The sequence below is a fragment of the Prosthecobacter sp. GW821-HT29F12 genome (genome assembly GCF_058803405.1).
Map to the genome: position 1 here is coordinate 646,905 of NZ_CM179517.1, position 25,339 is coordinate 672,243.

21 protein-coding genes are annotated in these 25,339 nt (G+C 61.2%); 11 read left to right on the top strand and 10 right to left on the bottom strand.

The window, feature by feature from the left end:
- Positions 1–73: 73 nt before the first annotated feature.
- Both AC3RLQ_RS02505 and AC3RLQ_RS02510 read right to left on the bottom strand, forming a co-directional pair.
- The gene (locus tag AC3RLQ_RS02505; RefSeq protein ID WP_493034027.1) at positions 74–565 is read right to left on the bottom strand and encodes a PIN domain-containing protein; all 492 of its coding nucleotides are present in this window, start codon (positions 563–565) and stop codon (positions 74–76) included.
- Positions 562–825: a UPF0175 family protein gene (locus AC3RLQ_RS02510; protein ID WP_422321383.1), complete on the bottom strand. Its 264-nt coding sequence runs from the start codon at positions 823–825 to the stop codon at positions 562–564. Before AC3RLQ_RS02510 ends, AC3RLQ_RS02505 begins: the two co-directional genes overlap by 4 nt.
- Before the next feature lie 190 nt (positions 826–1,015).
- Here AC3RLQ_RS02510 and AC3RLQ_RS02515 point away from each other — a divergent pair, with 190 nt between their 5' ends.
- From AC3RLQ_RS02515 to AC3RLQ_RS02545, 7 genes are read left to right on the top strand one after another with little or no spacing between them, the layout of a single operon-like run.
- Positions 1,016–8,716 carry an SDR family NAD(P)-dependent oxidoreductase gene (locus tag AC3RLQ_RS02515; RefSeq protein ID WP_493034030.1) on the top strand — a complete coding sequence of 2,567 codons (7,701 nt, stop codon included), beginning with the start codon at positions 1,016–1,018 and terminating at the stop codon, positions 8,714–8,716.
- Positions 8,716–10,059 carry a condensation domain-containing protein gene (locus AC3RLQ_RS02520; RefSeq protein WP_493034032.1) on the top strand — a complete coding sequence of 448 codons (1,344 nt, stop codon included), beginning with the start codon at positions 8,716–8,718 and terminating at the stop codon, positions 10,057–10,059. The genes AC3RLQ_RS02515 and AC3RLQ_RS02520 overlap by 1 nt, the downstream gene beginning before the upstream one ends.
- Positions 10,056–10,997, top strand: coding sequence for a fatty acid desaturase family protein (locus AC3RLQ_RS02525; RefSeq protein ID WP_493034034.1), 942 nt, complete (start codon positions 10,056–10,058; stop codon positions 10,995–10,997). The genes AC3RLQ_RS02520 and AC3RLQ_RS02525 overlap by 4 nt, the downstream gene beginning before the upstream one ends.
- Complete coding sequence (locus AC3RLQ_RS02530; protein WP_493034036.1) at positions 10,994–12,577, top strand: esterase/lipase family protein; 1,584 nt, start codon at positions 10,994–10,996, stop codon at positions 12,575–12,577. Before AC3RLQ_RS02525 ends, AC3RLQ_RS02530 begins: the two co-directional genes overlap by 4 nt.
- 23 nt (positions 12,578–12,600) lie before the next feature.
- Positions 12,601–13,329, top strand: a complete 729-nt coding sequence (locus AC3RLQ_RS02535) for an ABC transporter ATP-binding protein (protein WP_493034037.1) — start codon at positions 12,601–12,603, stop codon at positions 13,327–13,329.
- A gap of 1 nt (position 13,330) precedes the next feature.
- Positions 13,331–14,446: an ABC transporter permease gene (locus AC3RLQ_RS02540; protein ID WP_493034038.1), complete on the top strand. Its 1,116-nt coding sequence runs from the start codon at positions 13,331–13,333 to the stop codon at positions 14,444–14,446.
- A gap of 22 nt (positions 14,447–14,468) precedes the next feature.
- Complete coding sequence (locus AC3RLQ_RS02545; protein ID WP_493034040.1) at positions 14,469–15,248, top strand: outer membrane lipoprotein-sorting protein; 780 nt, start codon at positions 14,469–14,471, stop codon at positions 15,246–15,248.
- 901 nt (positions 15,249–16,149) lie between these two features.
- Here the strand turns inward: AC3RLQ_RS02545 and AC3RLQ_RS02550 are convergent.
- The 5 genes from AC3RLQ_RS02550 to AC3RLQ_RS02570 form a co-directional block, all read right to left on the bottom strand.
- Positions 16,150–16,560 (bottom strand): hypothetical protein, encoded by a 411-nt coding sequence (locus AC3RLQ_RS02550; RefSeq protein WP_493034042.1) that lies wholly within the window; start codon positions 16,558–16,560, stop codon positions 16,150–16,152.
- Positions 16,561–16,586: 26 nt separating this feature from the next.
- Positions 16,587–16,730, bottom strand: coding sequence for a DUF3309 family protein (locus tag AC3RLQ_RS02555; RefSeq protein ID WP_422320226.1), 144 nt, complete (start codon positions 16,728–16,730; stop codon positions 16,587–16,589).
- 192 nt (positions 16,731–16,922) lie between these two features.
- Positions 16,923–17,120, bottom strand: coding sequence for a hypothetical protein (locus AC3RLQ_RS02560; protein ID WP_493034045.1), 198 nt, complete (start codon positions 17,118–17,120; stop codon positions 16,923–16,925).
- A 15-nt stretch (positions 17,121–17,135) separates the two neighbouring features.
- Positions 17,136–17,564 (bottom strand): hypothetical protein, encoded by a 429-nt coding sequence (locus AC3RLQ_RS02565; protein WP_493034048.1) that lies wholly within the window; start codon positions 17,562–17,564, stop codon positions 17,136–17,138.
- Positions 17,565–17,580: 16 nt separating this feature from the next.
- Positions 17,581–18,291, bottom strand: coding sequence for a hypothetical protein (locus tag AC3RLQ_RS02570; RefSeq protein WP_493034050.1), 711 nt, complete (start codon positions 18,289–18,291; stop codon positions 17,581–17,583).
- Positions 18,292–18,463: 172 nt separating this feature from the next.
- Between AC3RLQ_RS02570 and AC3RLQ_RS02575 the strand changes: the two genes are divergently transcribed.
- Positions 18,464–18,916 carry a general stress protein gene (locus tag AC3RLQ_RS02575; RefSeq protein WP_493034052.1) on the top strand — a complete coding sequence of 151 codons (453 nt, stop codon included), beginning with the start codon at positions 18,464–18,466 and terminating at the stop codon, positions 18,914–18,916.
- A gap of 11 nt (positions 18,917–18,927) precedes the next feature.
- Here AC3RLQ_RS02575 and AC3RLQ_RS02580 read toward each other — a convergent pair whose 3' ends face one another.
- Both AC3RLQ_RS02580 and AC3RLQ_RS02585 read right to left on the bottom strand, forming a co-directional pair.
- Entirely contained in the window at positions 18,928–19,140 is a 213-nt protein-coding gene (locus tag AC3RLQ_RS02580; RefSeq protein WP_493034054.1) for a dodecin, read from the bottom strand.
- Positions 19,141–19,194: 54 nt separating this feature from the next.
- Positions 19,195–20,112: a methylenetetrahydrofolate reductase gene (locus AC3RLQ_RS02585; protein WP_493034055.1), complete on the bottom strand. Its 918-nt coding sequence runs from the start codon at positions 20,110–20,112 to the stop codon at positions 19,195–19,197.
- A 297-nt stretch (positions 20,113–20,409) separates the two neighbouring features.
- Between AC3RLQ_RS02585 and AC3RLQ_RS02590 the strand changes: the two genes are divergently transcribed.
- Together AC3RLQ_RS02590 and AC3RLQ_RS02595 are read left to right on the top strand one after the other, a co-directional pair.
- A complete protein-coding gene (locus tag AC3RLQ_RS02590) occupies positions 20,410–20,778 on the top strand; it encodes a transposase (protein ID WP_493030056.1) in 369 nt (122 codons plus the stop codon).
- 8 nt (positions 20,779–20,786) lie between these two features.
- Positions 20,787–21,644, top strand: a complete 858-nt coding sequence (locus tag AC3RLQ_RS02595) for an IS3 family transposase (protein WP_493038741.1) — start codon at positions 20,787–20,789, stop codon at positions 21,642–21,644.
- Positions 21,645–21,776: 132 nt separating this feature from the next.
- Here AC3RLQ_RS02595 and metE read toward each other — a convergent pair whose 3' ends face one another.
- Complete coding sequence (gene metE / locus AC3RLQ_RS02600; RefSeq protein WP_493034057.1) at positions 21,777–24,128, bottom strand: 5-methyltetrahydropteroyltriglutamate--homocysteine S-methyltransferase; 2,352 nt, start codon at positions 24,126–24,128, stop codon at positions 21,777–21,779.
- Positions 24,129–24,212: 84 nt separating this feature from the next.
- On the opposite strand from metE, the gene AC3RLQ_RS02605 reads away from it, so the two are divergent.
- Positions 24,213–25,133 (top strand): LysR family transcriptional regulator, encoded by a 921-nt coding sequence (locus tag AC3RLQ_RS02605; RefSeq protein WP_487685476.1) that lies wholly within the window; start codon positions 24,213–24,215, stop codon positions 25,131–25,133.
- Positions 25,134–25,339: the final 206 nt, after the last annotated feature.

Consider the following 25,339-nt stretch of genomic DNA (forward strand, 5'->3'; position numbering starts at 1 on the left):
CTGGGGGTGGGAAGCAATGGCTAAGTGGGCAGGTAGGGTAAGACCCCATATGGGGAGACGGGGCCTGCCGGGATCATTTCCACCGCGCCTGCATCCGAGCTTCAAAGCGCTTCAGCAGTTCTGCATCGGCGCGGAAGGTTGTTTGCCGCAGATCTTCAAGCAATTCGATGCCATTGCAGAGCCGGCGTTCATCTGCGAGGTCAATCAAGTTAAGCGTGCCAACAGCCAGCAGGCCGCGTGTTTCCGCCGCCATCCTGCCGCGGCGTTCGTCCATCAGGACCACTTTCAGCCTTTGCTCCAGAGCGAGACTGATGGCCTCCGTTTCACCTTTGCCGAGCTGCACAGTCTCATCCAGATGACGGACCTGCATGACCCGCAGCCAAGCCGGAGGCACCTGGAGCCAGCGCTCCACGGCTTCAGGAGCTCTGGGATGACGAAGTTCCGCGAGAACAGCCGAGGGGATCAAGACTTCTCCAAAGAGCGAGCCAAGAATATCGGTGCGTCCGATCAGGATGAGATAGTTCAGCGGGGTGGTGTCCGCCACGACCACGCCGGTCGAGTTCATGCCTGCAAGAATGAACGCAACTTTGCAGAACTCTCTTCAAGCTCCTCCCAGGAGGGCTGCTGCTCTGCGCCCTGCCGCTTGAAAAAGGTCTCCGCCTCATGAAAGCCCAGCCCCAGCATTTCCGCAGCCTGACCGCGCGAAAGCCTGCCTTCACGATAGCTCTCGGTGATCAGCATCTCACGCGCGCGCCCGGCGGCGTCAGCCGTGTCGAGGCCGAGCAGACGCTTCCATGCATCGGGTAGTTCGAGGACAATGGTCATGCCGGAAATTACCTTTTTTGGAACTGACCGCAAGGGGGCACTTGTTCGAGCGTTTAGCGGCCAGGGTAGGGTTTTACCCCATGGTGGGTATGGGGTGGGAGGGGCTAAAGGAAGGCACTGCCGCTGGAGGTCAGCGGTGAAGACGGACTCATGCAGCTGGGCCGTGAACTTTTTTCCTTTTATCACACACATGCCCACACTCAATCAATCCGCTTCGTCACTGCCGCCCCCGCTTCCAATCTTAAACAAGGAGAGTGTCGCCATCATCGGGATTGGCTGCCGTTTCCCTGGCGGGGTGAATGATGTGGAGGCGTTCTGGAAGCTGCTTGAGGAAGGGCGTGATGCGGTATGTGAAGTGCCGGCTGACCGCTGGAATGTGGAGCGCTTTTATGACGCGGAGCCGGGCATCGTGGGCAAGACCGTGGCCAAGCGCGGCGGCTTCATCGACGGCATCGACCAGTTTGACCCGCAGTTCTTCGGCATCTCGCCGCGTGAGGCGCCGTACATTGATCCGCAGCAGAGGCTGCTGCTGGAAACGGCGTATGAGGCGATTGAGGATGCGGGAGTGGTGCTGGATCTGGACAAGGGCACGGACATCGGTGTGTTCGTCGGCATTTCGCACAATGATTACCAGGGCCTGCAGCACACGGCGACGGATCGTGCGGGCATCAGCGCGCACACGCCGACGGGCAGCGCGCACAGCATCGCGGCAAACCGCATTTCGTATTGTTTGAATCTGACGGGGCCGAGCATCGCGATGGACACGGCGTGCTCCTCCGCCCTGACGGCGGTGCATGTGGCGTGCGAGCACATCCTGGATGGGCGCTGCAAAACGGCGATGGCCGGCGGTGTGACGGTGATGATCACGCCGGATGGGTTTATCGGATTTTCGCAGGCGGGGATGCTTTCGCCTGAGGGCAAATGCAAGGCCTTTGATGCCTCGGCGAATGGCTTCGTGCGCGGTGAAGGCGCGGGCATGGTGCTGCTGAAAAAACTCTCTGATGCCATCGCGGATGGTGATCCGATTCATGCGGTGATCATTGGGTCTGCGGTGAATTCAGACGGGCATACGAATGGCATCTCCCTGCCAAGTCCGGAGGCGCAGGCCAATCTGGTGCATGATGCGTGTGTGCTGGCGGGCGTGATGCCCGCAGACATCGGCTATGTGGAAGCGCATGGCACGGGCACTGCGGTGGGAGATCCGATCGAAGCGCATGCACTTGCCGAGGCCCTGTGTGCGGAGCGTGCGGAGGATGCGCCGCTGATCATTGGATCTGTGAAGACGAATCTTGGGCATCTGGAAACCGCCTCGGGTGTGGCAGGATTGGTCAAGGCGGCGCTGGTGCTCAAGCACGGGCGCATCCCGGCGAGCCTGCATTTTGAATCGCCAAATCCGCACATTGATTTCACCGCGCTTAAGCTGCGCGTGCCGGTGGTCAGCGAAGAGTTTCCGGAGCTTGGAGCGCTGCGTCTCGCGGGTGTGAATTCCTTTGGCTTTGGCGGGTCCAATGCGCATGTGATTTTGTCCGAGGCACCGAAGCAGGCGCCGCGTGCGCATGTGACTCCCAGCAACAACCGCGCATGGCCGCTGACACTTTCCGCACGGTCTGAGAAGGCGCTGCAGTCTGCGGCGTGGCAGTTGAGCGTGTGGCTGGACGAGCATTCGAAGCTGAACGGCAGCTCACCGTTGCTGCCGGACCTCACTTACATGCTGGGTGCTCGGCGCAATCATCACTCCCACCGTCTGGCGCTGACCGCGCGGACGCTGGGCGAAGTGGTGCAGGAGCTCAGCGCCTTTGCGTCGGGTCAGCCCGGGCCGCGCATGCGCAGTGCATTTACGCCCCGGCCCGAGCATGCGGCACGCGTGGTGTTTGTGATGAGCGGCCAGGGGCCGCAGTGGCAGGGCATGGGCTGCGAGCTGATGAAGCACGAGCCGGTGTTTCAAAAGATGATCGAAGCCTGTGACAAGGCGATGAAGCCCTGGGCGAAGTTTTCACTGATCGATGAACTCAATCGTCCCGAGGCGGAGACGAAGATGCAGCAGACGGCGATCTCGCAGCCGGCGATTTTCGCCATGCAGATGGGGCTTGCCGCGCTGTGGCAGTCCTGGGGCATCAAGCCTGCGGCAGTCGTCGGGCACAGTGTGGGCGAAGTGGCGGCAGCGTGCATCGCAGGCATCCTGACGCTGGAGCAAGCGGCGAAGATCATCGTGCTGCGCGGGCGATTCATGGATGAATGCGCTGCAGCTGGCGGAACGATGCTGGCGGTGGGCATGAGCCCGGAAGAAGCGCTGGCGGTGATCGCCAAGCATGACCGTGCGGTGAGCATCGCTGCCTTCAACGGGCCGCGTTCGCTCACGTTGTCGGGATTGAAGACATCGCTGGAGGCCATCGCGGCCGAACTGGAACTGAAGGGCGTGTTTGCGCGCTTTTTGCAGGTGAGTCATCCGTTTCATCATGCGATGATGCAATCCGCTGCGGATGCCCTGAAGGCGGCGCTGATCGATTTGAAACCGCAGGCTGAAAAGCTGCCGTTTTTCAGCACGGTGACCGGCAGGCGTCTGAGTGGTGCTTCTTGTGACGCGGGCCATTGGTCACGCGGTGTGAGGCAGCCGGTGGAGTTTGCGAATGCGATTGCTGCGGTGGCGGAATTTGGAGCGGATGTGTGGCTGGAGATCGGTGCGCATCCCGCGCTGGTGCGCTCCATGCAGGAATGCCTGGGCGAAAATGGGGGCAAGGCCACGGTGCTGGCCTCCGCACGCCGTGAGCGCGAGCATGAGTCTCTGCTGGAAACCGCGCTGGATCTGCATCTGGCGGGAGTGGTGCTGGACTTCAAGGCGCTCACGCCATCGCGGCGTCATCTGACGCTGCCGACGTATGCCTGGGACAAGAGCCGGTGGTGGAATGAATCTGCCGAGATGCGCGAAGGGCGGCTGGCTCCGGGAGGCAAGGGTCTGCTGGACATCCGCCTCGCGCGATCCACGCCGACGTGGATCACGCGGCTGGACAACCGCCACATGGCCTTCCTGAAGGATCATCGTGTGGAGAACCTCATCATCTTTCCTGCCGCAGGATTCGTGGAAATGGCGTTGGAGGCCGGGGTGGAGTTGTTTGAGGGCAAGGCCTTCGTCATTGAAGACTTCGAGATCCGCAAGCCTCTCATTCTGCCTGATCCACCGTCCGGGCTGCTGATGGAGCTGACGTATGATCTGACGGAGCGCACGTTCTCCATTCAGAGCAAGTTTGAAAACGGGGCCTCATGGTCCACTCACGTGGTGGGTGCGATGCGCGGTGAGCGCACCGAGTCCTCCTTTGCTGCAACGACCTGGGAGGCGTCCAAGCTGCCTGCGGTGGGGCTGGACACTTTCTATGATCACATGAGTGACATGGGACTGCGCTACGGTGAGGAGTTTCGACCGATTCGTGAGCTGTCCGCGAATGCCGGCAAGTCGGCAGGACGCGTGGCGCTGAGTGCTGCCATCGCACCACGTGCGGCGGAGTATCCGCTGCATCCGGTGCTGTTTGATGGCGCGCTGCAAATCTTCTCCGCAGGTGCGGCGACGGTGGAAGGACGCACGGCCGGACTGCGGCTGCCGGTGCGCTTTTCACGCATCTTGTTTCTGCGCACGCCGGGGGCTTCGAGCCGGGTGTGTGCGGGAGTGAAGGATGCGAATGATGAATTCGTGGAAGGCGGCATCGACCTGTATGACGAGGCGGGCCGGCCGTGTGTGCGCATTGACGGATTCCGTGCGATCAGCGTGGAAGGATCAAAGCGCACCGGTAAAAACGGCAAGGGCCGTGATGTGACGTATCACATCGCCTGGGAGGAGCGCAAGCTGGGGAACAAACCCGCTGCTGCGGCCCCGGTGGCACTGAGCCGGCTGCATGCGGCGGCGCAGAGCGCGCTGGATGAAGTGCTGGACATGCGCGGACGCAACAACCTGGATGCGGCGAGCGCCGCTGGTGATGAACTGACCGCCGCGCAAGTGGCGAGCGGTCTGCGTGCGATGGGTGCGGAAGGGGAATTCACGGCGAAATCACTCGGCGTGAGCGACTCGATGCAGCGCTCGTTTGTGCAGCTGATGAACAACTTGGTGAAGCAAAAGCTGCTGATCCTGAAAGGTGCGGGGTATCAGACGACACCGGCCTTCACGAAGGCAGCGGATTCGTCAGCGGCGCTGCTGAGTTCATGCATCTCCCTGTATCCGGGCCATCTGCCGGAGGCGCTGATTTGCGGCGCCACCTGTGGGGAGCTTGGGCCCATCATGCGTGGTGAGAAGGAGGCGGTGCAGGTCTTGTTTGCCAGTGGTGGTGCGGATTTGCTGGATCAATTTTATGGCGATGGACTCGTGACGAGCCCATGGCTGGCGGCGATGGCCAGTGCGGTGAGCGAGGCGGCGCGTCAGCTTCCGGAAGGACGCGGGCTGCGCATCCTGGAAATCGGCGCAGGCACGGGCGGGCTGGCCTCTCAGGTGCTGCCCTGCCTGGAGCGTGGCGTGCATACCTATGTGTTCAGCGATGTCTCACCGGCTTTCTTTCCTGCGGCGAAGCAGAAGCTGAACAGCTTCGCCGAAGTGGAGTATCAGGTCTTTGATCTGGAGAAGCCCGGCACGGAGCAGGAGTTCAAGGCTGGCTCGTTTGACATCATCCTCGGCACGAATGTGATCCATGCGGTGAGCGATGTGCGCAGCGCTCTGCGCAATCTCAATGAGCTGCTGGTGCCCGGTGGCAGCCTGATGTTTGTGGATGTGGCGACGCCGCATCTGTGGCTGAACGCGGTCTTTGGACTGACGAGCGGCTGGTGGCGTTTCACGGACCGTGATCTGCGGCCGAATCATCCGCTGCTGGAGCGTGAGCAATGGCAGAAGGTGCTGGGCGAGACGGGATTCAGCGAAACGGTTTCGCTCTCCGGTTTGATCCGCTCCCAAGGCGGCGAAAGCTTGATCGGGCTCATGGCACGCAAGCCGTGGAGCGAGGCGGTGCATGCCGAGCCTGCTCTGGCGGAAGTACCGGTGGAGAAATCCTGGCTGGTGATGGCGGATGCAGGCGGGCTGGGAGATGAGCTGGCAGTGCAACTGCGTGAGAGCGGAGTGAACTGCCGCGTGGCTCACCGAGGCAATGCCTTTGAGCCGGAAGGCACGGATGCCTTTGCCCTGCGTGCGGAGTCGCTGGAAGACTGGCAGATGCTGCTGAAAGCCTGCGCGGATGAAGTGCCGGAGCGGTTTGTCTATCTGTGGAGCCTGGATGAGCAGGAACCCGTGGCTGGCAAGGATGCCGCGATGATGGGAACGGATGGATTGTTTCACCTGACGCAGGCGCTGGAGCTGCTGAATCCGGCGGCCAAGCTGCGGATCGATGTGGTGACGCGTGGTGCCCAAGCTGTGGGCCGGAACAACAAGGTGGCGCTGGCGCAGGGGCCGTCGATCGGCCTGATGCGTGTGATTGCCAATGAGCACAGCAACTACACCTGCCGTGGCATTGACCTGCCACCTGAGGCTTCTGCCGCAGACAAGGGGATGCTTTGGACTGAACTGCAGCAGGAGGATGCGGAGCGCGAGATCGCCTACCGTGGTGAAACGCGCTATGTGCGGCGCATCAACCGAGGGCTGCAACCGCGTGAGCAGGTGCTGGATGCGAGCGTGCCGCTGCGGCTGGAGTCGCGTGAGCGCGGTCTGCTGGATGCGCTGAAACTGGTGCCCTTTGCGCTGCCACCGTGCGGTGCAGGTGAAGTTGTCATTGAAGTGAAGGCGGCGGGGATGAATTTCCGCGATGTGCTGAAGGCGCTGGCGCTGTATCCTGCCGAAACGGCGGATGCGCGTGTCTTTGGCGATGAAGTGGCCGGGATCGTGAAGGCGGTGGGCAGCGGTGTGACGCATGTGAAGACCGGCGACCGTGTGTTTGGCCTGGCGGTGTTTGGACTTGCGACGTATTCCATGGCGCGCGCCGCTGATGTGCGTGTGATTCCTGCAGGGCTGTCGTTTGAAGAAGCGGCGACGCTGCCGGTGGTCTTCATGACTTCATGGTATGCGCTGAAGACGGCGGCGAATTTGAAGAAGGGCGAACGCATCCTGATTCATGCGGGTGCAGGTGGCGTGGGCATGGCGGCGATCCAGATCGCGCATCATCTGGGGGCGGAAGTGATCGCCAGCGCCGGGAGTCCGGCGAAGCGCGCGCTGCTTTCTGTGCTGGGTGTGAAGCATGTGATCGACTCACGGCGTGGCGACTTTGCCGAGGCGGTGATGGAACTGACGCATGGCAAAGGCGTGCATGTGGTGCTGAACGCACTGGCTGCTGAAGCCATCCCGATGGGACTTTCCTGTCTGGCGCAGTCGGGCCGGTTCATTGAGATCGGCAAACGGGACATTTATCAAAACAGCCGCATCCCGCTGTGGCATCTGCGGAAGAACGCTTCATTCCACGTGGTGGCGATGGATGCGATCTTCAGTGATGATGAAGAGCAGACGCGCGAGCTGCTGGGAACGATCGCCGAACTGGTGGAGAAGAAGGCGCTGCATGCGCTGCCGTTCCGCGCTTTCCCGGCGTGCCGCATTGATGTGGCCTTCCGCCTGATGGCGCAGGGCAGGCACACGGGCAAAGTGATCGTGTCATTCCCAGAGCCGTTTGTGGTGAGACGTGGCGAGCCGCTGACGCCGGGCTTTGCGGTGAAGGCGGACGGCTGCTACCTGATCACGGGTGGGTTTGGCGGATTTGGCAAGGTGCTGGCCGAGTGGCTGGCCGACTGTGGCGCGAAGCATCTGGTGCTGAGCAGCCGCAGCGGACCGAGCACGCCTGTGGCGGAAGACTTTCTCAAGAAACTGCGCGCACGTGGTGTGGATGTGAAGGTGGTGCTGGCAGACGCCGGTGCGCCTGAAGACATCCAGCGACTGCTGGCGGAGATCGCCACGACGAAGATTCCGCTGAAGGGCGTGTTTCATCTGGCGATGGTGATTGATGATGCACCGATGGCGGCGCTGACACGTGAGCGGATGCGCACGGTGCTGGCACCGAAGGCGCACGGTGCGTGGATGCTGCATGAAGGCACGCTGGGCATGAGCCTGGACTGCTTCGTGATGTTCTCGTCTGTCTCGAGCATTTTTGGAAATTCGGCACAGGCGAACTATGCCTCTGCGAATGCGTTCCTGGATTCACTGGCACATCACCGCGCGGCCATGGGGCTGCCGGCGCTGGTGATCAACTGGGGCGCGCTGGGCGGAGAAGGGTATGTGGCACGCAATGAACGTGTGGCTGAATATCTGGCGCGTCAGGGCACCACGCCGCTGTCTCCGCGTGAAGTGGTTTTTTTGACGGAGTCTTATCTTAATGCCGGTGCCACGCAGGCGATGGCGATGCGGGTGGACTGGTCGAAATGGCGGCAGTCATTCCGTGGCAGCCAGGAGAGTCCTTTGCTGGAGCGCATCTATGCGGCCGGCGTGGACGCACCGGAAGCGAGCGGTGCGAAGAGCGACTGGCGGCGCAAGATTGAATCTGCCGCACCTGCGGAGCGTGCGGATGTGATCGGCCAGGCGGTGCGTGATGTGGTGGGTTCTGTGCTGCGGGTGAAACCTGAGGGGCTGCGCTTTGACCAGCCGCTGACGGACCTGGGGCTGGATTCACTGATGGCGGTGGAGATCGAAAATTCGATCGAGAGCTCCATCGGAGTGGCGCTGCCGCCGGCGAGCCTGATGCGTGCGCGCACGATCGGGCAGATCGCGACACTGATTTCTGAACACATGGGAGCAGCGGCTGCACCGCAAGCACCTGCAGAGCCTGCGGAACCCGTGGCAACGGAGGACGTGGATCTGGAGGCGCTGAGTGATGAAGAGATTGACCGCTTGCTGGATGATGCCGACATCGAGGATGAAAAACCCCAGGCGCTGAAGGCTCAAGCCTGATGTCTGAAGACAATCGAGCACGGCTGAAGCAATGGCTGGCGAGCGGAGAAATCCGCCTGCAGCCGCTGAGCTTTCCGCAGCGCGAGCTGTGGGAGGCGGCGCCTGTGCCTGCCGGGGATGTGTCCAACAACATCTGCGCACTGATTCAGGTGCGTGGACTGCTGACACCGCAAGGGAGCGAGGCGGCGCTGCAAAAAGTGGTGGACCGGCAGGAGGTGCTACGGCTTTCGATCCTGCCGGGCAAGGTGCAGCCGATGCAGATGATCCGCCGGACGGCGGTGCCTGCGCTGCGCTTTCATGAGCTGTCACCGGAACAGCAAGAGCCGGAGGCGATCGAAGAACTGACGCGGGAGATTGCGAGCCGTCCGTTTGACCTGGTGCAAGGGCCGCTGTACCGCGCGGAGGTGTTTCGGCGCTCTGCGGACGAGCATGTGCTGGTGCTGGTGATTCATCATGCGATTGCGGATGGCTGGACGCTGGGTGTGTTTGTGCAGGATTTGTTTGCCTCCTACATGCAGGGAGTGCGGGGAAATCACGCGGCTCTGACAGCGGTGCCGCAGACGTATGGGCAGTGGGGTGCTGCGGAGCGTGCTTTCTGGCAGCCTGCGGTATTGGAACAACGGCTGGAGTTTTGGAAAACGCATCTGGCTGGAGCGCCACGGCTCTGGAACACCGCCGTGAGCGGTGAGATGAAGCGCTGCGTGACGCAGGTGTCTGGCGAACTTGGCCGAGCAGTGAGGGAACTGGCGCGCCGGAATGGTGCGACGCTTTTCAGCACGCTGCTGACGGCGTTTCAAATCACGCTGTCGAAGTGGACGGGGCAGGATGACATCGTGGTCGGTACGCCGGTGGCAAACCGCAGCACGCAGGCGGCGCGCGAGACGATGGGCTACTGCTCCGGCATTGTGCCACTGCGCGGTCAGATTGATCGCACGCGGTCGTTTGCCGAGAGTCTGCATGCGGTGCATGAGACGACGGTGGAGTCGTTTGCGAATGCGATTCCGTTTGCGGAACTGGTGAGTGCCCTGGGCATTGCGACACCTCCGGGGCACAATCCGATTTTTGAGGTGCGTTTTGCGCTGCAGAATCATCCGATTCCTGATGTGGCGGTGCCGGGGCTTTCGCTGCAACTGCGCATGCGCAGCACGGGGACGTCTCGATTCAACCTGGCGTGTGAGATCAATGAGGAAGGGGAGGCGATGGAGGTCGCGTGGCTGTTTCACGCGAACCAATTCACATTGGCAGACATTGAGCAGGTGGGGCGCATGTATCTCGATGTGCTCGCCGGTGTGTGCCAGTCGCCGGAAATTTTAACGGCTGCATTGATGACGACACTGCGATGAAAACTGAACCCTCCGTCAAAACACATTGGGTGAGCCGCTCGGCTTTTCAGATCGTGGTGTTTTTGTTTTTGTTTGCCGAAATCGGGCTTTGGGCGGTGCTGCACAGCGGGGCTTCGTTGTGGTGGGCTGTGCCGCTGGTGCTGCTGGTGGCGCATCTCATGCATGGGGCGGCGGTGGGCTTTCATGAGGCGACGCATGGGCTGCTGCGGAGAAACCGGCGCTTCAATGAATTTGATGGCGTGCTGCTGGGGGTCTTCAGCTTCATGAGCTTCAGCCTGTACCGTGCGGCGCATCAGACGCATCATGCGTACTTTGCCACGGAGCGTGATGAGGAGCTGTGGCCGTTTGTTTTCACGAAGGCACCGCGGTGGAGCCGGGTGCTGGTGGCATTTCTTGAGCTGACTTGCGGAATAGTGTACACGCCGTTTTTGTTTCTGCGGTCTTTTCTCCGAAAGGGCTCGCCTATACGCAGCCCGAAGGTGCGGAAGCGCATCTGGATGGAGCTGGCGCTGATGGTGGTGGTGTGGATCGGGATCATTGCCGCCGTTTCATACTGGCAGGTGTGGTATTACTTTGGGTGGATGTATTTTGCTCCGGCATTCATCGCGGGGAATCTGCAAAGCTGGCGCAAGTATGTGGAGCATGTGGGTCTGACCGGGAACACGGTGAACAGCGCGACGCGGCACATCGTGGCCGAGGGATGGACCGGACGGCTGGTGGCCTTCACGCTGCTGCATGAGCCTTATCATGGCGTGCATCATCTGCATGTGGGCATACCGCACGCTGAGCTGCCTCACCGCAAGGATGAGATCCTGCCGAAGACACCTGACGAACGCGCGCCCTTTCCGAGCTACCGGCATGCGATGCTGGATGTGCTTCGAAGCCTGCGTGATCCACGCGTGGGTGCGCAATGGCATGGGAATGCCAAACAGACATGACGCGCATGCTCACCTTCGCCATTGTCATTGCATCTGTATTCAATCTGGCGGCCTGCCAGGGGCTGCCGAGTGCGAGCCTGGAGGAGGCGCACGAGGCGTGGCTGGTGATGCAGCATGAAAAGCCCGGCACAGTGACGGCGCAAACGGCGCTGCTGAAGTATGACCACGCGGTGGCGCAGGTGGTGCAATCTCTCCGTGCCCGAGAAGGAACGGCGGCGTGGGGGAAGGAGATGCAAACCGGGGGTATGCGAAGATGGCGTCTGACGTTTGATGCACCTGTGCCATCTGATTCAACACGCACGCTGGCGCTGGCGGAGTTCGCGCATTGCCGGCCTGCGGCTGAGGTGAGGCTGCATGGATTTCACAGGGTGGTGGCGCATGGCGGCATTGGCGTGCCCGTGGTGCTGGCGCAGGATGATGCGGTGCGTGTGCAGCGGCGGTTTCAGCCGCCGCAAGGTGAATGCCTTTCAGCCACGGCGGTGCTGGAGTTTCCACCTGATGTGCCGGGGCATGCAGCGGAGGCACGGCTGCGATTTTACAATCCGCTGGCGGTGTCGGAGATCGCGGTGGGCGGACAAGTCCAGCCGCTGGCAGAGAACCTCACGGCGGCCCTGCAGGGCACGCTGACGGATGCGCGTGTGGAAGAAAAAGGGGAGGGGCAGCAGGCCGCCTCCGCCTCGGGTGAGCGTGCGTCACGGTTGTTTTTCCTCAGCCGCTATGACAAGGGCAAGGTGCCGGTAATCTTTGTGCATGGCATGCTGGCGGGGTCGGATGTTTGGAAAAACTGCGTCAATGAGATGTATGCGGATGAGGGCCTGCGCCGTCGTTACCAGCCGGTGTGCTTCAGCTATCCCAGCAAGCTGCCGATTCCAGCCTCGGCGGCACGGCTCAGGGAGCTGCTGACGCAGGCCCGCAGCCGGTTTGATGCACGGCACGAGAATGCCGGGTTTGGCCGCATGGTGCTGGTAGGGCACAGCATGGGCGGCCTGCTGGCACGCATGCAGGTCATTGATTCAGGCGAGGATTTCTGGCGTGCCTTTTTTGACGTGAGCCCGGAGCGCGTGGAAGGAGAAGTGGATGCGACCACGCGGCACATGCTGCAGCAGTCGTTTTTTTTCAAGAGGCGGAATGACATCGGCACGGTGGTGTTCATCAGCACGCCGCATCAGGGCAGCGTGCTGGCTGACAACAGTGTGCTGCGGACGCTGGTGCGGACGGCGCTGTTTCTGCCCAAGACGGCAGGGGAGCAGGTGAAGGCGCTCATGGCGCTGCCGGCATCATTCATTCATCCCGCGTCACGGGACTTTCATGCGTGGGGCGTGGGAGGTGTGGAAAATCTGGCGGCGAAGCATCCTTTTTTACGAGCGCTGGCGCGGCATTCCATGACGGTGCCGTTTCATTCCATCATCGCCACACGCCGTGCGGCCGAATGCCGCGCGAGCAGCGACGGGATCGTGCCCTACTGGAGCGCGCATCTGGATGGAGCGGCTTCGGAAACTCTCGTGCCTTACTCACATCGCTGCACGGCGAAAGCGGAAACGGTCCAGGCCGTGACGAAGATCCTGGCCGGTATTCGATGAACGACGGTCCTACCCAAGAAATCATGAGAGCCCCTTTAACAGAATCCCATACAACCGCATCACCCGCGCTCGTCTTCGAGGCGCGCGGTCTGAAAAAAGAATACGATGAGGGCAGCGTGCAGGCGCTGCGCGGGGTGAACTTTCGCATCACGCAGGGAGAGTTTGTGGTGATCATCGGCCCGAGCGGCTGCGGCAAGACGACGCTGCTGCAGATGCTGGGTGCGCTGGATGTGCCGAGCGCGGGCATCCTGCATTATCGCGGCAGCTCGATGGCCGAGATGACTGACCCTTCGGCGTACCGCGCCCGTGAGATAGGCATCATTTTCCAGGCCTTCCATCTGCTGCCGACTTTCACGGCGGTGGAAAATGTGCAGATGCCGATGTTTGAAACGGACAGGCCTGTTGGCACACGATCTGAACGGGCCGTGGAGCTGCTCAAGTCCGTGGGTCTGGGGCATCGCCTGAATCATTTCCCCACGAAGCTTTCCGGCGGTGAGAAGCAGCGGGTGGCGATCGCCCGCAGTCTGGCCAATGGAGCCGGGGTGCTGCTGGCAGATGAACCCACGGGGAATCTGGACAGTGAAAATTCGAAGCACATTCTGGAGCTGATCATCCGGCTGCGGCGTGAGCAAAACATGACGCTGGTGCTGGTGACGCATGATCTGAACATCGCGCGCATGGCCACCCGAACCATCGAGATGAAGGACGGCCTGATCGTGGCTGATCAACAAACACCCACACCCGCAGCCTGATATGAACTTTTTTTCCATTGTTACGCGCGGCCTGCTGCGACGCCCTGTGCGCACCGGGCTGACGCTGGTGGGCATCTCCGTCGGGATCGGCGCCGTGGTGGCGCTGGTCGGTATATCACGCGGTTTTGAAGCCAGCTGGGCGACGGGCATGAAGGTGCGCGGTACGGACATCGTTGTGAGCAACATGGGCAACGCGCTGGCGCCGAAACCGTTCAGCTCCGAGGTGCGCGACCGCATCGTGAAAATTCCGCAGGTGGCGGAGGCCTGCTCCATCTATGCGGATCTGACGAGCGTGGAGGATGCCTCAATGATGGTGGTGTCGGCACGTGAGTGGGGCGGCTTTTCCTGGCAGAACCTGAAGCTGATCTCCGGACGCATGCCACAGGATGGTATGGAGGCGGCGGCGGTGCTAGGGCAGACGGCGGCGGAGACGCTGAAGAAGAAGGTCGGCGACACGCTGCAGATCGAAACGAAGGAACTGATCGTCACGGGCATCGTTGATGGCGGCGCGATGGTGGAGAACGGATCGGTGATTCTGTCGCTGGCGCTGTTTCAAAACATCACGGGCAACGAAGGGCGGATCAACGTGATCGACGTCCGTGCCGCGCCGGGGCTGAGCGAGGAGCAGATGAAGGAGCTTTGCGAGAAGATCAATGCGGCCGCGCCCGAGGCGCGAGCGATGGTGGCGGGGGAGCATCTGGGCAACAGCCAGGCGTTTCGTTTCATCAGCGCGATGAGCTGGGGGACTTCGCTGCTGGCGGTGATCGTGGGTGTGCTGGGGGTGATGAACACGATGCTGATGACGGTCTTTGAACGGAAGCAGGAGATCTGCATCCTGCTGGCGATCGGCTGGAAGCCGGGGCGCGTGATTCGAATGATCTTGTGGGAGTCGGCCCTGCTGGGATTTCTGGGCGGCATCGTGGGAGTGATCATCGGCACGATTGGCGTGAAGGTGCTGGAGACGCTCCCGGCGATCCACGGCATGCTGGAGCCGGATTTTAACCTGGGACTGATGGCGGTGGCCGTCGGCCTGGCGGTGGTGGTGGGCGTCATCAGCGGGCTGTATCCTGCGTGGCGGAGTTCACGACTGACACCGAGCCTTGCGATGCAGGGCTGAAATTTTACCTCAATACCTCATTATGAAAACTCTTCTTCGATTGATCTGTCCTGTGCTGCTGGCGATGTCCGCCCATGCGGATGATGCTGCGAATGGACTCGCTGCGAAACTGGGGGCGATGCAACAGGATGGCGCGTCTGTGGTGAGGCTGAAGATGGAGGTGCAGGGGGCTGGCAAGTCCACGCTGCAACTGCAGATCAAACAGCGACGCAGCAGTGCGGGCACGGAAGTGGTGTATCAGGTGCTGTGGCCGAAGGAGCGGGCGGGGGAGGCGGTGCTGCTGCGCAAGATGGGCGATGGGGGCGCGACGGGGACGGTGTTTGTGCCGCCGAACACGGTGCGGACTCTTGACGGCAGCCAGATGAAGGATGCGCTGCTGGGCAGTGATCTGAGTTATGCCGATGTGGTGGAGAATTTCTTTCTCTGGAAGCAGCAGGCGATTGTTGGCACGGAAATGGTGAACCGTGTGAGCTGTGACGTGCTGGAATCGAAGCCAGGCAAAGGAGAGCGCTCTAATTATGGCAGCGTGCGCACGTGGGTGGATCGCCGCCGTGAGGTGCCGCTGCGTGTGGAGAAGTACAGTGCGTCAGGAAAGCTGGTGCGGAGGATCGAGACGACGCGGGTGGTCAGCAATGACAAGAAGCAGGCCGTGCCGGCGAACCTCACGGTGAGCGGGGCCGGGCAGGGAAGCGTGACTGAGGTGAATGGCGCGAGTGTGAAGCATGGGGTGAGTTTTAGTGACCGTGAGTTTACGCCGGCGGGATTTATGGAGGTGGGTGCGCTGCGTGCGGGTGCGGATTGATTGAGAGTTCGGAAAGGTGTCGTGGTGGTGTGAGAGAAGCGTGCGAGGGATTCTCGTTTGCGCTGGGTGGCGGAATGCTTCTCGCCTACCTTCGGCAGGCGATTCTGAAGGGGGATTGTTTCATGGCGGAGTCAGGTGGTTCACGCTGCACCGCTTCGCTTCACCACCGGCTAATACCATCAGCAGTTGAAAAGGAGTCTTGATGCAGCCTCAAGCTGAGAGGCTGAGCTGCTTTCCAATGATTGTGGCATTATATTACACTTGGAACCATCGCGGCAACGGCCCACATCGACTGCCTTTCCACATTCCATGGACGGCGCACCTTTTTGAGCGCCCGCGACGCCATAGACCCGAAACTTCGGACCCGCACAGCGGTTCCCTACCAGCCCTGCGGCACGCGATGCTTTGGATGGTAGGGATGCGATGTGCGCGTCCCTGAAATCCTTCGTCCAATCGTGGGCTGCTGCCACATCGCATGCCCCCTTTTCAAAAGCCCTCAGAGACAGACCTGTTTTCAGCGGATCGTGATGTCATTTCTCTGCTCCCTCCGGGAGGCCGCGATGAGATTGACCTTTGTGATAAAAAGAGGCGACCTGCGGCGCAATGGCGGAGCAGACGCTGCTGGGACCCGGCGTCGTGTGGAGGCGTGCTGGGTTTGCTGCCGGAGTGGCTGGCAGAGGGGAGCACTCGCTGAAGCTCGGCAGCCGTGGGCTGAAATACGGAAGGCCGCTGGCCTTCAAGGCAATGATGTCAGCCTTGTTATGCAAGCCTCAAAAGAATGGTCCCCATTTCAGAAGATTCATCGAAGCATTGAATGCGAGAAGGGGCAGGTGGTTAGACCTGCCCCTGTTGAGGGAATGAGGTGAGTGTGGATTACACACGCACGCATGCCGGACGTTGATTAACGGCGTCCCTGCATGAACTGGCTGTTTGCGTGAGTCTGCAGGACAGGGGTGTTGACGCGCAGGTTGGAGTTGTAGCTGCTGTTGTGCTGCGGGGTGTAATGCTGATGGCTGCCGCCGTAGTAGTGCTGGCCGTTGTGGGAGTAGCGGCTGGTGTAGTTCTGCCCCTGGTGGTTGTAGTTGCCGGTTTGATACTGGCCACCGGAGTAATAGCGCCCGTTGTGATTGTAGGCGCTGCCGCTGTAGTTGCGGGGCAGGGTGGAGTAGGTGTTGAAACCGCCGCCGCCGTAACCATTGCCGTAGCCGCCACCGGCGTAACCGCCGCCACCGGCATAGCCGGGGCCCACACAGGAGGAGATGCCGAGGCTGAGGGCCAGGGGGAGAATGAAAAGGAATGAGAGATGTTTCATAGAGGGATGGATTGGGACGTTAATTTTTAGAGACGCCCGGTGACGAGAAGGACGATGAGAATGATGACGATGAGGCTGGCACCGCCGCCGATGAAATGGTTGCCGGAGCTGAAGCCGTAGCCACCGCCTCCAAGAAGAAGGAGGATGAGAAGGATAACGATGATGTTCATTAGGAGGAGGGAGGTAAATGCTTTACGATGGTATGTTGGGACAGCGGCGGCAGAAGAACCATGGGGTGTTCACCCCGTTCTGTCTGTGGCTGTCAGTTTCAGGAGGCTGTGAGGATGGATCGTTAATGCATGGTTGTGCGCGGCATTGCCGTCCTCGCTATTCCGGGTGTGGGAGAGCTTGAGTTTGATGACTCAAGCGGCGGGCGAGGAATCCACGCGCCTGCCGTGGGGTGAGCCCGCGCAATGTGCAGCGACCTGCTCTTCAAACCAGGGCTGCACGTCGAGTAATGGATGCTGCAGCAGGAAAATGTTCATGGCCAGCACGGTCTCAGGAGGCCAGACTTCCGCAGCTCTCGATGCGGTGATCTCAGGCTGAGAAAATGGATTCATGCGGAGAGGGTGAAACTAATGCAGAGGGACGACTGAATCTGCTTCTTTGAAAAAATCGCAGACGTGGGCGGTGATCTGGCGGTCGGTCATTCTGTCTGCGGATTCGACGGCCACGGGGAAGCCTTTGGGCATGGCAGGTTCGAGTTCCCTGACCAGTTCGCCCTTGGCCTCGCCGGGGCCGAAAACGAGCAGGGACGTGGCATGATGCACGAGAGCCACCACCTCCTGGTAGTAATAATGGAGATCTGCGGTGAACCTGCGCTGGGAGACGTCGTCGGCCTGGACCTTCTGGGCTTCAAATGAAGCGGTGGAGCGTGTGCCAGTGATGCGGCCCGGCTGGCGCTCTGCGTCTGACAGGATGATGTGAATCTCTTCTCCCGCGATGGATTCGAGCACGATGACTGCTTTGCGATGGTCGATCCACAGGCCGATGTTGGTTTTCATGAGGGGAAAGCTCGGATCAGAAGGATTCCTGCGGGGTGTTTTTGTCGGCGCGCTCCTGGGTGGAGTCGGTCCAGAGGAACATGCATTTGACGAGATCGATGAAGCCCATGAATTTGTTTTTCTCCTGCTGGAGCTCGACGGCGGCATGCTGGTACTCCTCGTTGCTGTCGATGGAGCCGCTGCTTTGGAGCTGAGGGGAGCTGGAGAGGCGGAGCAGGAGCTTTTGCACCTGCTCATCGACCTCCACGCTGGAGTTGGTCTTCAGCAGTTCGAGTTTGATGCGCATGGCATCGGTGCAGTTGTGAATGACATGCAGATGCGTCTCAAGGCTCCGGGCTATGGCGGCCCATTCGGACTGGGCCGCGGCATTGAGACCTAGAGCCTGGCCTTGCAGCGCTTGCAGGGTCTGCTCAAGCCGGGTGTCTTCAATTTGCAGCTTGGTCCACGTTTGCAGGGCTTTTTCATGCCGATTTGTGTCGTGGCTCTGGATGCCGGCCTGCACCTCACTGACAAGGTCGTGAATGCGGCACAGAATGCGCTCCACGAGATCCCAGTGATGGCCCCAGGCATTGCTCCAGTCTCCGGGAGAGCCGTATTCGGTGCCGAGACCACGGCCACGCTGAAGGACGTGCATCAATTCGTCCTCCAGTTTGGTCAAACGTTTCGCATCGGTGCGGAGTCCGATTTCAAGACGGGCGAGAATGTGGGTTTTGCTGTGCGTCATCATGGCGAAATCATTTTGCACCCTGAGGGCGGATCGCTGCCATGGGGTGTAAACCTACTTTGCGTAAGGAACGGGTACGAAGCCGAGAAAATGGGGCGAACACCCCATCGAAAGAGGGTGCATGTGATGCTTAAAATGCGGCTTGTACCGATGAAACAAGGACCCCTGCAAGAGTATGAATCCCAATCCTCCTGAAGATACCGCTTTGACGACCGCCAAGTCTCATGAAGAACCCGCAGCCGACACGTGGCACTTTCAGCGCTGCGTGTGTGAGATGAAGCAGCTCTCCTTCGCGGGGTGTGAACGCAGCGCGGGCGAGACTGCGGCAGGTGGCTTCAGCAAGCTGGGACGTGTGAAGTGCTGGGGAGGACTGGGAGCTTTCTGGGGCGGGGTGTGGGGCTGGCTGGTGGGCTCCACGTTTTTCGATAACGAGACGGCCGGCCCGCTGAGGGTGGCGGAACCGATGGTGGGCTGGCTGGTGGGCGCGGTGGAAGGATGCCTCATGGGAGGCGGACTGAGCGCCGCAGGGGCCTGCATGTTCAGCCTGATGGTGCCGCTGAAAAGCAGCTTGTTCGGCGAGACGAGGCTGACGCGGGAAGATCTGCGTGAGGGACCACGGCAGAGCTGAGAGGACGGGTTTTACTTGTCCAGGACTTCAAATCCGACTTTGAGGGTGATCTGCCATTGGTGCACCTGGCCTTTTTCGACGCTGCCGCGCGTCTCGATGACCTGGAACCAGCGGAGGCCCTTGATGGTTTTGTGGGCGCGCTTGAGGGCTTTGTTGACGGCTTCTTCAATGGTGTTGGAAGAGGTGCCGGTCAGCTCGAGGGTTTTGTAGATGGGGTCTTTCATGGTCCCAAAACTAGGCACTGGAGAGTGAGCGCCGCGATGGGGTGTGTACCTACTCTAGGTGATGCTGGTGGTGGCTGCGCTGCGGCAGAGGCCGAGTCTGGAGAAGATGCCGAGGACGGGCTGGGCCTGGTTCAGGGTGTAGAGGTGGATGCCGTCGGCGTGGTGATCGAGGAGGTCGGCGCATTGTTCGGTGGCGTGGTGGAGGGCGATGCGGCGGAAGGCTTCGGGATCATCGCCAGCGCGGTTGAGGGCGCGGATGAGGCGGGCGGGGTAGCGCATGCCGCCGGCGAGTGCGGCCATGCGTTTCATGCCGGCGGCGGTGGTGAGAGGGAGGAGGCCAGCGAGGATGGGCGCGGTGATGCCTGCGAGTGCGCAGCGGTCGCGGAAGTCGTGGAAGGTTGCGTTGTCAAAGAAGGCCTGAGTGCAGAGCCAGTCGGCGCCGGCATCCACCTTGGCTTTGAGGTGATCCATCTCGGTCATGCGATTGGGGGTGGCGGGGTGGCCTTCAGGAAAACAGGCGACGCCGATGCCGAAGCCGCGTGGGTGTGGGTGAAGGCCGCGCTCATTGAACTGCTTGATGAAGCGAACGAGCTCGGCGGCGTGGGTGAAGACTCCGCTGTCTGATTTGCCCGCAGGGAGATCGCCGCGCAGAGCCAGGATGTTGCTGACTCCGGCGGCGGCGTAGCGCATGAGCAGAGCCATGATTTCAGACTCGCTGTGGCCCACGCAGGTGAGGTGCGGGATGGGATCAAAGACATCGCTCTGTGTCAGCTCGGCCACGAGGCTTTGAGTGAGCTCGCGCGTGCCGCCGCCTGCGCCGTAGGTCACGCTGGCGAAGGCGGGACGCAGTGGTGCGAGGAAATCGAGCGTGCTTTGCAGCGTCTGCACCGCCACGGGGGAGCGTGGCGGGAAGAACTCGAAGGAGAACGTGGTGGTGCCACGTGCGGCGGAGAGGATGTCTTGGATGTGCATGGCGGATTAGATTCAGAGTCGTTGAAGACAGGCCTGAAATGAATGGCCGTTTGTTGAGGGCGGTTGCCGTGGGTTTTCAGAGGCGGCTAATCGAACGATGGTGTGAATGGTTGCCCGCGTGAGAGACGTGCGGCGGGGTGCGTTGCAGACGCTGCTGGAACCTGGCGTGGTGGTGAGGAGCGTTGGGTTTGCTGACCGGATTGTCTGACATACCCAGGGTCGCCTCGCTGAGGCTCGGCTGACCTGACCTTCCTTCGTTTATGCAGACACGAAAAGAGGGGTAAACTCCCACAAAGCATGAACAGATCCGCAACACATCAAACGCCCCAGGTCAAAGCGAAGCGACGTCAGTATGAAGAGCAGTTCAAACGCGATGCTGTCGCGCTGCTGCAGCAGGGGCGCTCTGCCACCCAGCTCGCCCGCGAGCTGGGCGTCTCGCAATGGAACCTGCGCGACTGGAAGGAGATTTACGGTGCTGGCTGCGCCGTAGCGAGCCCCCAGGCGCGCAGCGCCGCAGGGACGAGCGCAGGCGCAGCCAGCACCGTGGAGCTCGCCGTGCAACTCGCCGACATGCGCCGTGAACTCGACGCCGTCATTCGTCAGCGTGACATTTTAAAAAAAGCCTTGGCCATCGTTGCCCAGGATCCGCCGAACGCTACGCACTGATCGACCAGCTGCGCCTGCACCGACCTGCCATGAACATTCGTGAAGCCTGCCACACCCTGGCCATCAGCCCCGCCGGTTACTATGCCCACCAGCACAAGAACCAGCGTCAGCGTCGCCGTCAGGACGCCACGCTCGGCGGCCAGATCAGCGCCGCCTTCGACGCGAGCCGCCGCACCTACGGCAGCCCGCGCATCATGCACGCCCTGCGCCATGCAGGGGCACGCCACGGCAAAAACCGCATCGCCCGGCTCATGCGCCAGCAGGGCCTTTATGTGCAGCAAAAACGCCGCTTCGTGCCTCGCACCACCGTGGCCGACAAAGCCTCTCCGGTGTCGCCCAATCATCTGCTCAAGCACCCCGCAGTCACCCGCCTCAATGAAGTCTGGCTCACTGACATCACCTATCTGCCCACTGGCGAAGGCTTCCTCTACCTGGCTGCCGAGCTCGACCTCTGCAGCCGCCGCATCATCGGCTGGAGCACCCACGACAGCCTCGCCACCGAACTGACCACCCAGGCCCTTGACCGTGCCCTTCAAGCACGGCCCGCCGCCGCGCTGCCAGATCTGCTCCACCACAGCGACCGCGGCTGCCAGTACACCAGCGCCGCCTTTCGCCAGCGTCTCGACCTCTGCCAGATCACCCAGAGCATGAGCCGCAAAGGCAACTGCTACGACAACGCCGCCATGGAATCGTTCTGGGCCACCCTCAAAGCCGAGTGCTTTGGTTCAATGATACCCGCCACCCGTGCCCAGGCCCATCTCATGGTTTTCGACTACATCGAAACCTTCTACAACACCACTCGCCTCCACAGTTCCCTCGGCTTCCAATCACCTGCCAACTTCGAAAAAATCATCCAACTCAACTAACCCTATTTTGAGTGTCTGCATTATCGAAGAAAGATCAGACCCTGGGCTCAACTACGCAACCCCTTTGGGGTTGCTGCGAAGAAGGGCGATCACGGCAGAGAAAAACAGACCTGTTTTCAATAGATCGTGGTACTACACGGCATGTTGCGACTGTGTGGCTCGCAGTTTTTTGGCGGTTTGCACCATGTGGATGAGGGAGTTTTTCACCTCGGCCCAGCCGCGTGTTTTGAGGCCGCAGTCGGGGTTTACCCAGAGATTGCGCCGAGGGATGACGGCCTCGGCTTTGCGCATGAGGTTTTCCATTTCGCTGACGGAGGGCACGCGCGGGGAGTGGATGTCATAGACGCCGGGGCCGATCTCGTTGGGGTATTTGAAGTCCACAAAAGCGCCGAGGAGCTCCATGTTGGAGCGTGAGGTTTCGATGGTGATGACGTCGGCATCCATGTCTGCGATGGCAGCGATGATGTCGTTGAACTCGGAGTAGCACATGTGGGTGTGGATCTGGGTGTCATCACGCACGCCGCTGGCGCTGAGGCGGAAGGCGGTGACGGCCCAGTCGAGGTACCAAGCCCAGTCGATGCGGCGCAGGGGCAGGCCTTCACGGATGGCGGGCTCGTCGATCTGGATGGCGGCGATGCCGGCGGCTTCGAGGTCCACGGCTTCATCGCGGATGGCGAGGGCGATCTGGCGTGTGGTCTCGGAACGCGGCTGGTCATCGCGCACGAAGCTCCACTGCAGGATGGTGACGGGGCCGGTGAGCATGCCTTTCATGGGGCGTGGGGTGAGGCTCTGCGCGAACTTCGACCAGCGCACAGTCATGGGGGCGGGGCGGCTGACATCGCCGTAGATGATGGGGGGCTTCACGCAGCGGGTGCCGTAGCTCTGCACCCAGCCGTTGGCGGTGAAGAGGAAGCCGTCGAGCTGCTCGCCGAAGTACTCGACCATGTCATTGCGCTCGAACTCGCCATGCACGGGCATGTCGAGGCCGATCTCGTCCTGGAAGGAGACGCAGGCGCGCGTTTCGTTTTCCAGATAGACTTCATACTCGGCGGTGGTGAGCTCTCCTTTCTTCCAGCGGGCGCGCATGGAGCGGACTTCGGCGGTTTGTGGGAAGGAGCCGATGGTGGTGGTGGGGAACTCGGGCAGGGCAAGACGGGACTGCTGCAAGAGCTGCCGCTGCGGGAAGGGGGAATGACGGCGTGCATCCTGATCTGTGATGAGAGCGAGGCGTGCCCGGACTTCGGGATTGTGCGTGCGGCGGCTGGTGGCGCGGCTGTGGATGGCGTCTTGATTGGCCTCCCGAACTCCGCTGCGGGAGGTGCCGCGCAGCAGGGCGCTGAGGGTGACGACCTCGGTGAGTTTTTCATCGGCAAAGGCCAGCCAGTTTTCGATCTGCGCATCGAGCGCGGGCTCGGAGGCGAGTGTGACGGGTGAATGCAGCAGCGAGCATGAAGGGGCGACCCAGAGGCGCTGCGTGCCGAGCGCGGCCTTCGCGGCGGTGAGCAGCTTGAGGGATTTGGTGAAGTCGTTTTTCCAGATGTTGCGACCATCGACCACGCCGAGGGAGAGAATTTTATCCTGCTGCAGATGTTCCAGCACTTCATCCAGCTCTGCCGGAGCACGGACGCAATCCACGTGGAAGGCGTGCGCGGGGAGCGAGAGGAAGAGCGGCAGATTTTCCCGCAGGGCACCGAAGTAGGTGGCGACGATGATTTTTAAACCGGGCGCGGCGGCAGCGATGCGACGCCAGGCATCCACGATGGCGTCACGCTGCTGTGCGGAGAGATCGAGGGCGAAGACGGGTTCGTCGATTTGCACCCACTCGGCTCCTTGCTCAGCGAGGCGTTGCAGTATTTTTTCATAGACTGACACCAGTCCGTCGAGCAGCGTCCAGCGGTCGAAGTCGGGATGCTGGGAGTCTTGGACTTTGCCGAGGGAAAGGTAGGTCACGGGGCCGGGCAGCACGGGTTTGGCGCGCAGGCCGAGGGCTTTGAGTTCGGCGAACTCGCGGAAGACTTTGCTGCCGACAAGCCAGAACTGGGTGTCCGCGCGGAACTCGGGGACGATGTAGTGGTAGTTGGTGTCGAACCACTTGGTCATCTCGCAGGCAAAGGCTGCCTCATGTGTGCCGCAGCCATGGGTGCAGCCTTCGTGGCCTTCGCCGCGTGAGCCGCGCGCCATGAGGAAGAGGGTGTCGAGATCGACGTCTTCACCTTTCCAGCCAAAGCGTGGCGGCACATTGCCGATGAGGCAGGAGAAATCGAGCATCTGATCGTAGAACGAGAAGTCGTTGCAGGGGATGAGGTCGATGCCTGCGGCGCTTTGTTTGGCCCAGTTGTCACGGCGCAGACGGCGGCCGGTGGCTTCCAGCTCCTCGCGTGAGAGTTTGCCATGCCAGAAGGCTTCGGTGGCTTTCTTGAGTTCGCGCTGCTCGCCGATGCGCGGGTAGCCCAGATTGTGTGTGTGAATGATGTTGTCGCTCATAGCGACGCAATAACTATCGCTGGATGGAGCATTAACAATCCAGAGAGTTTTGTGGATCATCATCGAAAATGGTTATGATGGGGCATGATCGAAATCCGCCATCTGCATGCCCTCATCGCCCTCGCTGAGACGGGGAATCTTTCCAAGGCAGGGCGGCGACTGCACCTGTCGCAGCCTGCGTTGTCGCATCAGGTGAAGAGCATTGAGACGCATCTGGGGGTGCCGTTGTTTGAGAGGAAGAGCAGCCCGCTGCGGCTGAGCCCTGCGGGTGAGCGGCTGCTGGGGACGGCGCATGAGATCGTGAAGCAGATGCGGCAGTGCGAGCGGGATGTGGCACGCATTGCGGAAGGGAAGGCGGGGCAGTTGCGCATCGCGGTGGAGTGCCATTCGTGCTTCGACTGGCTGATGCCGGCGATGGATGAGTTTCGCATCGCGTGGCCGGAGGTGGAGATGGATCTGGTCTCAGGGTTTCAGCCTGATCCCACGGGGCTGCTCATCGAGGATCAGGCGGATCTGGTGATTGTTTCCAAAGCACCGCCGCGCAAGGACGTGGTGTATCATCCGCTGTTTCGCTATGAGGTGCTGGCGCTGCTGGCGCATCAGCATCCGTTGACGAAGAAGAAATTCCTCACGGCGCAGGATTTTGCGAAGGAGACTCTCATTACGTATCCGATCCCGGATGATCGCATCGATGTGGTGCGCGAGGTGCTGGGGCCTATGGGGGTGAATCCGGTAAGGCGCACGGCGATGCTGACGGTGGCGATCTTGCAACTGGTGGCGAGCCAGCGTGGCATCGCGGCGATGCCGGGGTGGGCGGTGCAGCCGTACCTGGAGCGGCGCTATGTGGCGCAGAGGCCGGTGCGCAAGAGCGGGCTGTTTTCAAATCTCAATGCGGCGACGACGCGTGCGCTGGCGGGGACGGCGTATATGCGGGAGTTCATCGCGACGATGAAGAAGGTGAGCTTTGACAGTCTGAAGGGGATCGCACCGGTGGATGAGGTGTGATGAGGCCGGTGTGCGATGGCGATGGGCAGAGCTCATTTCCGGTATGGAGAGCTTGGGGAAGTTCGGTTTGCCGCGGAGGAGTCAAGTTGCAGAGATTGAGTTGATTCTCTGCTTCCTTTTCCTCATAGGTCCTGCGGTGAATTCTTTGACAGGATTCACAGAATTTCAGAATGTCAGGATTTTTTCGGAATGGAGAACTTGGGGGA